This window comes from Campylobacter concisus (assembly GCF_002092845.1).
GTDB classification, from domain to species: Bacteria; Campylobacterota; Campylobacteria; order Campylobacterales; family Campylobacteraceae; genus Campylobacter_A; species Campylobacter_A concisus_AQ.
In genome coordinates this window covers 1-10,007 of sequence record NZ_LVXF01000016.1, presented here as the reverse complement: position 1 = coordinate 10,007, position 10,007 = coordinate 1, and the positions used below count along the sequence as shown (strand labels likewise).

Below are 10,007 nucleotides of genomic sequence, written 5' to 3'. Positions count from 1 at the left end.
AGCTAAATTTATCGTTATACGCTTTTATAAAATCATCTTTAAATTTTTCACTTTTTTTGCAAAGTGCAAAGAGTATCGCTGTCGGTTCAGCGTGTAAATATCCAGCCTTTTCATGAGCCTTACAAGACAAAATTTGCCCATTTTCATCAAGAATAAGACATCCAACGGCTGGATTTGGATAGGTCAGGATTTGAAATTTCCAAGCCTCGCTTAAAGCAAGATCCATGTAAAATTCGTCGTTCATCTTAGCAGACTATTTTTATTTTCCTATATCTTTTATCTCATCAACAAGAGTTTTTGAGATCAAGTCGATATCGGTCGGCTCATCCTCCGCATCCCACCTAAATGCAGCAATCTCCGCCAAAACAGCGATCTCTTTAAAATAGCCATATTTCGTTGTAGAGACTGGTATAGAGTAAGAGACCAAAAGCCTATCATCGTTATCATAAATTTTCACGCTATAGCGAAAGTGTGGCTTGTTTAATGCCTTGCTACCCCAGTTAAACCATCTTTCATAGTCCATTTGTATTTTTATCTTAAAGCTATTTTCATCCCCTAAAATACCCTGCTCTTTTAGATGTTTGTTTATAAATTCCACAAACTCATCACGAAGTTCGTTTTCATTTTTATAGTTAGTGTTATGCTCGTATCTAGTTGGCTGGTTTGTCAATGTTAGGTTAAAATCACTAACAATATATTTAGCCACGCCTTTTTGTATCGGTGTTGGCTCAACATTATATTTATATCTTCCCGCGCATCCAACTAAGAAAACACTTAAAACTATTAAAAAGAGTATTTTTACAAATTTCATATTTTCTAAATTTACGATAAGCCGTCGATCTTGCCGTTGGCATCTATCTTCATATTGACAGCAGCTGGCACTTTTGGAAGTCCTGGCATTAGCATGATCTTACCACAAACTGCGACGATAAAGCCAGCCCCCGTTCTAATGTCAAGGTCTTTTACACTAAATGTAAAGCCTTTTGCTCTACCCAAAAGCTTCGCATCGTCGCTAAATGAATACTGAGTTTTTGCTATACAAACTGGCAAATGGCTCAAATTTAGCTCTTTTATCATATCAAGCTTTTTAAGAGCGGCTTCCTCAAAGACCACCTCACCAGCTCCATAAATTTCCTTAGCGACTTTTTCTATTTTAGTTTTCGTATCATCGCTCATCTCGTATGTAAAATTTATCTTGCTCGGCTTATCACACACTTTTAAAACTAGCTCGGCAAGCTCAATCGCACCTTTACCACCTTTTAAGAAATTCTCACAAACTGCCACTTCTACACCAAGCTCGCGGCAGTACTCTTTTACGAAATTTATCTCTTCATCGGTGTCAAAGCCAAATTTGTTAAGCGCCACAACTACGTTTTGTCCAAATTTTCCTTTTAAATTTTCGATGTGTCCGCCAAGGTTTTCGATACCTTTTTTAAGAGCTTTCATGTCTGGTTTTGTGATCTCGTCTTTATTTGCTTCGCCGTTATATTTTAGCGATCTGATCGTACTTACAAGCACCACAGCGCTTGGTCTGATATCAGCAACCCTGCATTTTATATCTAAAAATTTCTCCGCACCAAGCTCAGAGCCAAAGCCAGCTTCAGTGATGACGTAGTCAGCTAAATTTAGAGCTGTTTTAGTTGCGATAACGGAGTTGCAGCCGTGCGCGATGTTTGCAAATGGGCCACCATGCACGAGTGTAGGTGTGTGTTCAAGCGTTTGAAATAAATTTGGCTTAATTGCATCTTTTAAAAGTATACAAACAGCGTCTTGACAGCCTAGATCACGCACATAGATAGGCTTTTTATCACTATCGTAGGCGACCATAATATTTGCCACGCGCTTTTTTAGATCAGAAAGGCTTGTTGCTAGACAAAGTACAGCCATGATCTCGCTTGCAGCGGTGATATTAAAGCCATCTTCTCTTGGCACGCCATCCGTCCTGCCACCCTGACCCACAGTGATAAACCTAAGCGCGCGGTCGTTCATATCCATACAGCGCTTCCATAAAATTTTCTCGATTTTTAGCGGGTTTTCTTGATAGAGGCTATTATCTATCATCGCTGAAATAAGGTTATTTGCCGATGTTATAGCATGAAAATCGCCAGTAAAGTGTAAATTTAGATCCTCCATCGGCGCAAGCTGCGAGTAACCACCACCTGCTGCTCCGCCCTTTATGCCAAAAACTGGCCCAAGAGATGGCTCGCGAAGTGCTAGACAAACCTTTTTACTAAGTAAATTTAGTGCGTCGGCTAGACCAATCGACATAGTCGTTTTACCCTCGCCGTATGGGGTTGGGTTAGTAGCGGTAACCAAGATGAGCTTTGAGTTTGACGGCTCAAGCCTTGGAGAAATTTTAGCCTTAAATTTGCCGTAAAGTTCAAGCTCTTCTTCGCCTAAACCTAGTCTTGCGGCAACTTTACTAATGTGTTCTAGTTTTGTTTGATGAGTTATCTCGATGTCGCTTAGCATTTTACCACTCCAAATATGTTTTTGCTTTTTTTATCTCATTGATGTTGATCTCAAAAATTCCCTCTTCATTTTCAACTGCGATGCTCTCTTCGTCCGCTTTTACAAGCCTTCCTGCAAATTTCTCAGTCTCGGTTTGAATTTTAACTAGCTCACCAATGCTTGATTTAAAATGAGATGGCTTACTAAGCTTTCTCTCAAGGCCAGGCGAGCTAACTTCAAGGTTGTAATCCCCACTAACTGGCGGTGTCACGTCAAAGATAGGCGAGAGCAGACGGCTCACTTTTTCGCAGTCATCAAGGCTCACTCCGCCATTTTTCGTGATATAAACTCTAAAAATAGCCCTGCCATTTTCATTTGCGATCTCGCTGTCATAAAGCTCGACACCGCATTCGCGTACTAGTTTGTCTAAATTATCCATTTTTGTTTAAATCCTTTGAAATTTTATCAAACAACTTATCCATATGGTTTTGATACTCTAATCTATCATCAAATTTAAAGTGAAAATTTGGGCATCTATACCAGCCCTCAGCTGCCATACAGTGGTTTTGCAAATGCCTACAAACTCGCTTCAAATGTCCCAAAATATACTCTTGTTCACGCTCATCAAAAGCCATCTTATCAAGATAAACAAAGGCGTCATATCTACCCTTTTTACACTCGACATCGGTGACGCAAAGCCCCTTTAAAATGCTATCTTCAAGAGTAGCTAAAGCCTCTGGAATGAGCTCTTTTAGCACACTCTCTGTTCTCATACGCTTTATTTCGTTAGCGTTCATAGAGTAGCTTTCTCCTTGACTTCTTTAAAGCTTTCGATATAGTCGTTTTCTCTAATATCATTGAAATTTTCGATACCAACACCACACTCATAACCTTTAGCGACCTCTTTGACGTCATCTTTGAAGCGTTTGAGTGAGCTAACCAAGCCCTCATAAACAACCACACCTTCTCTAATAAGGCGAATTTTTGCGCCTCTGTTTATAGTGCCCTCAGTGACGATACATCCAGCGATAGCACCAACTTTTGGCACATGGATCACTTGACGAACCTGAGCTTGACCAAGCTGCTCTTCTCTGATGATTGGTGACATTAGTCCGCCTAAAATCGCCTTCACGTCGTCGATTAGATTATAAATAACGTTGTAAGTTTTAATCTCAACGCCGCTCTCTTTTGCCTTTTCTTTTATCTCGCCAGTTGGTCTTATGTTAAAACCAAGGATTATACAGTCTTCGCTCGCACTAGCAAGTGCTACATCGCTTTGCGTGATGCCGCCAACACCTGAGTGGATGACATTTACCCTGATCTCATCATTTGCTAGTTTTTCTAGACTTGCTTTTAGCGCCTCAAGTGAGCCACCAACGTCAGCTTTGATGATAACTGGAAGCGTCTTTAACTCACCCTCAGCGATCTTAGCACTAAGCTCATCAATACTAACTTTTGTGCTCTTGCTAAGCTCTTTTTGGCGGATATATTCAGCCTTTTTCTGCGCGTATTCACGAGCCTCTTTGTCAGTTTTTACGCCTATTAATGTCTCGCCTGCCTCTGCTATCTCGCTAAGACCTACTATCACACCACATTCGCCTGGTTTTATATCTTGCAAAGGCTTACCTTGGTCATCAAGCAAGCTTCTTATCTTTCCATATGCGACACCGGCTACGACAGTATCTCCAACATGAAGCGTGCCATTTTCAACGATAATGGTAGCGACTGGGCCACGACCTTTTTGAAGTGAGCTCTCGATAACAGTTGCTTTTGCATTTGCCTTTGGATTTGCTTTTAGCTCTAAAAGGTCAGCTTGTAAAAGTACGATCTCAAGCAGATCATCTATGCCCATACCTGTTTTTGCAGAGATTGGCACAAATTCATACTTTCCGCCCCACTCTGTTGGCATGATATCAAGCTCGGCAAGACCTGTCTTTACTAGGTCAGGATTTGCTGACTCTTTATCCATTTTATTTATAGCGATGATTATCGGTACGCCAGCGGCTTTTGCGTGACTAACTGCTTCTTTTGTTTGTGGTTTTACGCCGTCATCTGCTGCAACAACGATGATAACTATATCAGTTACACCAGCACCTCTTGCGCGCATAGCAGTAAATGCTTCGTGACCTGGAGTGTCAATAAATGTGATGTTTTTGCCGTTTTTATTTACCATGTAAGCACCAACATGCTGAGTGATACCACCAGCCTCTCCTGCTGCTACACGTGATTTTCTTATGTAATCAAGTAATGAAGTTTTACCGTGATCGACGTGGCCCATGATGGTTATAACTGGTGCTCTTGGCTGGAGATTTTCATCGTCTTTCATCTCTTCTTCATAGGCTGCTACGTAGTCAAATTCTTTTTGATCATCGATAATATTAACCTCTACATTAAACTCATCGGCTAAAATTTCTATCGCATCTTCATCCAAAAAGTCATTTTTAGTTGTCATCATACCAAGCATAAATAACTTACCTATGATCTCGCTTGGCTGTTTGTTTAGCTTTTCAGCAAATTCATAAACACGAATTTCTTTTGGAATATTTATAGATGTCACAGCTTCGTTGTTTTGTTTATTTTCAGGCTTTTTGTGTTTTTTTCTAGCTCTTCTTTGAATGCCGCCCTCACCAAATGAATTTATCGTATTATTGACCGTAGTTCTCATAACATTTGGCTGTTTTGTCTTTTGTACAGGTGCTGGTACCGGAGTTTTAAAACTAAAATCAGGAAGAACAACCACATCTTCATCTTCTAACACGATATCACCAAAGTCACTTCCGCCAAGTAGGTCCATCTTCTGAGTACTATCTTTTTTACTTGCAACAACTACTTTTTTATCTTTTTTCTTTTTCTTAGCTAAATTTTCATCACTTGCTGAAAACATACTTTTAAAATCGCTTATATTAGCTATGCTTGGTTCAGGCTTTTTCTCTTCTTTTGTAGCAATTGGCGTTTCATAGTCTTTTTTCTTTTTTACTATCACAAGGCCACGTCTTTTTTGAGTCACATCAGCCAAGCTCTCTTTTGGTCTTGGAGCTTCGACTTGTTTTTGTTCTACTTTTATTTCTTCTTTTTTAGGCTCTTTTTTTTGCTTTTCTTCTAAAATTTGTGCCTCTTTCTTAGGCTCAGCTTTTACCGACTTTGACTCAGTTTTAGTAGTAGCTTTTTTAGGTTCACTCTTTTGCTTTTCTTCTTTTTTTACTGACTCTTTTTCTACTTCTTTTTTAGACTCTTTTTTTGGTTTAGGTTCACTCTTTTTCTTTTTAAATTTATCTGGTATCACGCCAGTTTGAACATATTCATATATAGCTTCGGCCTCTTCAAGGCTAACTGCATTTGAGTGAGTTTTGACTTTTAATCCTAACTCTTGAGCTTTTTCTACTATCTCTTTACTTGGATAGCCAAGCTCGTTTGCGATCTCTGAAATCCTAACATTGCTCATTTAAGAGTATCTCCTTTAACTTCGGTGCATCACAAATAAAAGCACCTTTAGTTTGTTTATCAATTATTTTTTTTAAAATTTTTATATCTTTTTGTATACATTTGTCACACAGATAAAAACTACGACCATTTCCCTTGCCATGCTCTAAATTTTTACCTACCAAGCGGTATCTTTTTAGCAAGTTCTGAGAAATTTTAATTTTACAAGCGACACATGTCCTTACAGGATTATTTTTGTTCATTATATCTTTTTAAACTTGTTTTTAGCTTTGCGTAATTTCGTATCCATCGTTATCAAATGAAAAAACCTCAACCCTAAAATCACTAAATTTACTCTTTAAAATATCTTGTAAATTTTTAGCATCATCTTTGTAAGCGATATTTAAAAAGCTTGAGCCTGAGCCTGAAAGCGTACTCATTAAAGCACCATTTTCATAAGCTACTTTTCTAACTTCAAAAAGTTCTTCTAAAGCGTGCATTCTACGCTCTTCATGCATCAAATCTTTGCTTGCTATTTTTAAGAGATCATACTTTTTTTCATAAAAACAAGATGTTAAAAAAGCGGCATGAGATAAGTTATTTACACACTCTTTCATCGTATAGTTCTTTGGTAAAATTTGTCTTGACGAGGATGTGCTCATCGGTTTATTTGGGATGACAACTACCGCTTTTATCTCATCGCTTAAACTTATTTTATTTGCGTAAACATTACCATTTTTTACGATCGCGCTGATAAATCCACCGTGAACTGCTGGCGAGATATTATCAGGATGGGTTTCATAGATGATAGCTTTATTTAAAACTGTCTCTTTGCTTGCCTTAAAGCCAGCCATTTCGTACGCTGAAGCAATGGCTCCAACGATCACAGCGGAGCTACTGCCAAGCCCCCTTGAAAATGGGATATTATTTTCAAAAACGACTCTAAAATTTTCATTTTTACCAGTTAGCTCAAAAAAAATTTCATTAAAAATGCTTAAGAACATATTATTTCTCTTTAAATTTACACTTCCACTGCCTTCGCCGTTTATCGACACTGAGCTAAATTTTGCTGGCTCAATTTTCACGCTATTAAAAAGCTTCAAACTAAGCCCCAAAGCATCAAAACCAGGACCCAAATTTGCACTTGTTGCAGGGACTAAGATGTTCAAAATTTCTCCTAAACTGCTTGGATGATATAATCTGGAAGTGTATCTGAATTTAGTTTTAATTCATCTAAATTTAAAGGCAATCTAAATCCTACTGGCTCTACTTTTTCAAGTGAAATTTTGCCATCTTTTAAAACAAAACTTAAATTTTTATTTGCTCTTATAGCTTGGCGACCATTTAAGCTAAAGCCGCTAACGGCGTAAAATTTGCAGCCTTTAGACAAAGAAAATGTTTTTAATATTACATAGGCCACCTTTAGCCCCATAAAACTGCCTGGCGTATTTGCATAGATAATTTTTGTGATATTAAATTTAGAGGATAAATTTTCTAAGATCTTTATCAAAGCTTCACTAACATGTTCATCAGTCGTAATTTCATCAAATTTTACGCCATCTTTATAAACTCCAACCAAGAGCGGAATCGATAAAGAGACAACTAAAATTTCAATATTTTCTATGCAAATACCTTTTGATACTCTTTTAAAAGTTCGCCATTTAGAGTTGCGATCTCGTAGTTTTTCTCATCGGCCATCAAAGCAAGAGTTAATTTGTGATTTAGATCGTGACTTCCAGCAAATGCTGTATAATCGCCCAACAAAGGCGCTCCAAGCAAGCTTAAATCACCAATCGCATCTAAAATTTTGTGCCTTACAAACTCATTTTCAAATCTCAAACCTTCTGGATTTAGAATATGCGTATCATCGATTGCCACGGCATTATCAAGTGATGCACCAAGGGCTAAATTTTGAGCTTGTAAACGTTGTAAATCTTTCAAAAAGCCAAAAGTTCTAGCACGAGCTATATTTTTTATAAAAGAGCTTTTACTAAAATCAAAAACATATCTTTGTTCACCAATAACTGGATGATCAAATTTTATCGTATAGTCAAATTTTGGACTTCTTGAAGGTGAAGTTCGTACAAATTTAGAACCCTCAACGACTTCAACTTCGCGCCTAACAAGAATTACTTTTTTGCCAGCATCAAGATATCTTATGCCAGCTTCATCAAGTAGCATGCAAAAGCTTATTGCACTGCCATCCATGACTGGAATTTCATTTGCATCAACAGAGATTCTAATATTATCAATGCCATAACCATTTATGGCTGACATTAGATGCTCAATCGTACTAATAAAGCCCTTTTCATTGCCAACAACAGTTGCCATCTGCGTATTTATCACATTTTTAGGTTCAGCTTTAAAACTAATACCAAGATCTTCGCGGTGCAAAATAATACCAGAATTTGCATCAAGAGGTTCTAGTATAAGTCTTATCGGCTCACCTTTATGAAGCCCTATACCAACGGTCTCAACGCGTCTTGCGATAGTAGTTTGTTTCAAGAATTTTCCTTATATTTTTAATACGCTTATGATAGCACTAAAAAATCAATTTTGCAAATTTTTAGTTCTTATCTATCATCGCTTTTGCAGCATCTAAGACACTTGTGATATTATCTTTTATCCACTTTTTGTCCATCCATTGTTGTGGTCTCACCTCTTCGCCTTGGACTAAAATTCCAAAGTGAAGGTGATCGCCAAGCGCAAGGCCGCTCGTTCCAGTAGTACCTATTTGATCGCCAGCTGCCACCATATCGCCCTCTTTTACTCTAGTGCTTGAGCAGTGTCCATAAAGCGAATAAAGCCCAAATCCATGATCGATCACAATATTTAATCCATAAATTCCATTTTCAGATGCAAGTACGACACGACCAGCATTACTAGCTATTATAGGAGCCGCTGCCACGCTTGCAAAGTCTATTCCCATATGCCAAGATTCGCTTACTTGCTCGTTATTATATGTATAGTATCGGTGATCGGCGAAGTCAGCCACTTTTTTACCATTCCTTAGTGGATAAAATGATGTCACACTAAAGCTAGTTAACATCTCATCACTAGGATTTGTAGTAAGTGCTGTTATTTTTTCTTCGTTTGAATTTCTAAGCGTTTCATTGACAAATCTCATCTTTTCAAGTCTTGAAAGTGCGCTTGGATCTTTTGCATATTGATCCGTTAAATCAACTATCTTACCATCTAAAAATCTATCGTTTAATGCAATAGTTGAAGTTTTATACTTTACATTTTCATAAAAATATCTAACATGTGACTTGCTTTCGTTGCCTGCAAAGTCTCTTGCAATGACCTCAGCACTAAAATTTTCAACCTGAACCGGCCAAGCAACGAGTGCTGCATAAAAGCCCTCTTTATAAAATGGCACAGCTTTAAATTTCTTACCAAAATTTGTCTGGACATAGACCTCTTTTAGCTGGTTATCAGTTGCTCTAAACACCACAACAGCGCTACCACCTTTTGAGATAGAATAAGACTGTGAAAGCACGTAAAGATCAGGTTTTGAAGTATCAAGCACTACTTCGACTTTTTTACTAGCTTTATTGCCAGTAAAAAAGCTCCATTTGCTAGTATCTACAGCTTCGATATTCATCTCATAGGTATCTTTTTGAGCAAAAAAGCCAGTCTTTGGAAAGGTTAAATTTACATCAAGCTCAGTACTTGGATTTTGTATGATTTGATTTAACAAATTTAGATCATTTTTCCCATCATTCATACTAATTCGTACAAATTTTATACCACTATCGTCTTTAAATTTGATATTCATTGGGGTTCTAAGATTCCAATAAACCTTATCAGCAACACCAATTATCGGTTCATTTCGCTCAAAATCTTTTGACATCAAAGCATAGCCAAAACCACCGGCTAAGATTAAAATTAGCAAAAGCACAACAATACCAAAACCGCCAATTCCACGTCTATACATATATTTTTACCTTAAATTTAATTTGCAAAATTTTACACGTAAATCAATAAATTTTTAGTTAATTACAAAATTTCTCTTACGGCTCTAGCGTCGCTCATCCAAGCAAAAAGCTCATCCCAGCGTTCATCTTTTATGAGATCTTTGCACAAATTTAGCTCTTTTTCAAACATATTTATAGCTTCAACAACATTATTTTTAT

10 protein-coding genes and 1 pseudogene are annotated in these 10,007 nt (G+C 37.6%); all 11 read right to left on the bottom strand.

The annotated features are described in order from the left end of the window. Positions 1 to 244 (bottom strand): annotated as a pseudogene (locus A3854_RS04915) (bifunctional diaminohydroxyphosphoribosylaminopyrimidine deaminase/5-amino-6-(5-phosphoribosylamino)uracil reductase RibD); the annotation flags it as partial. 15 nt (positions 245 to 259) lie between these two features. Further along, positions 260 to 811, bottom strand: coding sequence for a hypothetical protein (locus tag A3854_RS04910; protein WP_084041571.1), 552 nt, complete (start codon positions 809 to 811; stop codon positions 260 to 262). 11 nt (positions 812 to 822) lie between these two features. Then, positions 823 to 2,472 (bottom strand): formate--tetrahydrofolate ligase, encoded by a 1,650-nt coding sequence (locus tag A3854_RS04905; protein ID WP_084041570.1) that lies wholly within the window; start codon positions 2,470 to 2,472, stop codon positions 823 to 825. A 1-nt stretch (position 2,473) separates the two neighbouring features. Next, on the bottom strand, positions 2,474 to 2,890 hold the full coding sequence (gene rimP, locus A3854_RS04900; RefSeq protein ID WP_084041569.1) for a ribosome maturation factor RimP: 417 nt from the start codon (positions 2,888 to 2,890) through the stop codon (positions 2,474 to 2,476). Further along, positions 2,883 to 3,248 carry a 30S ribosome-binding factor RbfA gene (rbfA, locus tag A3854_RS04895; protein ID WP_021090755.1) on the bottom strand — a complete coding sequence of 122 codons (366 nt, stop codon included), beginning with the start codon at positions 3,246 to 3,248 and terminating at the stop codon, positions 2,883 to 2,885. Before rbfA ends, rimP begins: the two co-directional genes overlap by 8 nt. Beyond that, complete coding sequence (infB, locus tag A3854_RS04890; RefSeq protein ID WP_084041568.1) at positions 3,245 to 5,893, bottom strand: translation initiation factor IF-2; 2,649 nt, start codon at positions 5,891 to 5,893, stop codon at positions 3,245 to 3,247. Before infB ends, rbfA begins: the two co-directional genes overlap by 4 nt. Further along, positions 5,880 to 6,134: a hypothetical protein gene (locus A3854_RS04885; protein WP_035167247.1), complete on the bottom strand. Its 255-nt coding sequence runs from the start codon at positions 6,132 to 6,134 to the stop codon at positions 5,880 to 5,882. The genes infB and A3854_RS04885 overlap by 14 nt, the downstream gene beginning before the upstream one ends. 21 nt (positions 6,135 to 6,155) lie before the next feature. Continuing rightward, complete coding sequence (gene thrB / locus A3854_RS04880; protein WP_084041567.1) at positions 6,156 to 7,040, bottom strand: homoserine kinase; 885 nt, start codon at positions 7,038 to 7,040, stop codon at positions 6,156 to 6,158. Between the two features lie 8 nt (positions 7,041 to 7,048). Beyond that, positions 7,049 to 7,450 carry a glycoprotease gene (locus tag A3854_RS04875; RefSeq protein WP_084041566.1) on the bottom strand — a complete coding sequence of 134 codons (402 nt, stop codon included), beginning with the start codon at positions 7,448 to 7,450 and terminating at the stop codon, positions 7,049 to 7,051. A gap of 41 nt (positions 7,451 to 7,491) precedes the next feature. Then, positions 7,492 to 8,376 (bottom strand): UDP-3-O-acyl-N-acetylglucosamine deacetylase, encoded by an 885-nt coding sequence (gene lpxC / locus A3854_RS04870; RefSeq protein WP_084041565.1) that lies wholly within the window; start codon positions 8,374 to 8,376, stop codon positions 7,492 to 7,494. Between the two features lie 61 nt (positions 8,377 to 8,437). Beyond that, the gene (locus A3854_RS04865; protein WP_084041564.1) at positions 8,438 to 9,808 is read right to left on the bottom strand and encodes a M23 family metallopeptidase; all 1,371 of its coding nucleotides are present in this window, start codon (positions 9,806 to 9,808) and stop codon (positions 8,438 to 8,440) included. Positions 9,809 to 10,007 lie beyond the last annotated feature (199 nt).

Excerpts from the sequence above, each read along its gene's own strand:
- A3854_RS04910 (WP_084041571.1), bottom strand. The coding sequence starts at position 811 with ATGAAATTTGTAAAAATACTCTTTTTAATAGTTTTAAGTGTTTTCTTA.
- A3854_RS04905 (WP_084041570.1), bottom strand. The coding sequence starts at position 2,472 with ATGCTAAGCGACATCGAGATAACTCATCAAACAAAACTAGAACACATT.
- rimP (WP_084041569.1), bottom strand. The coding sequence starts at position 2,890 with ATGGATAATTTAGACAAACTAGTACGCGAATGCGGTGTCGAGCTTTAT.
- rbfA (WP_021090755.1), bottom strand. The coding sequence starts at position 3,248 with ATGAACGCTAACGAAATAAAGCGTATGAGAACAGAGAGTGTGCTAAAA.
- infB (WP_084041568.1), bottom strand. The coding sequence starts at position 5,893 with ATGAGCAATGTTAGGATTTCAGAGATCGCAAACGAGCTTGGCTATCCA.
- A3854_RS04885 (WP_035167247.1), bottom strand. The coding sequence starts at position 6,134 with ATGAACAAAAATAATCCTGTAAGGACATGTGTCGCTTGTAAAATTAAA.
- A3854_RS04865 (WP_084041564.1), bottom strand. The coding sequence starts at position 9,808 with ATGTATAGACGTGGAATTGGCGGTTTTGGTATTGTTGTGCTTTTGCTA.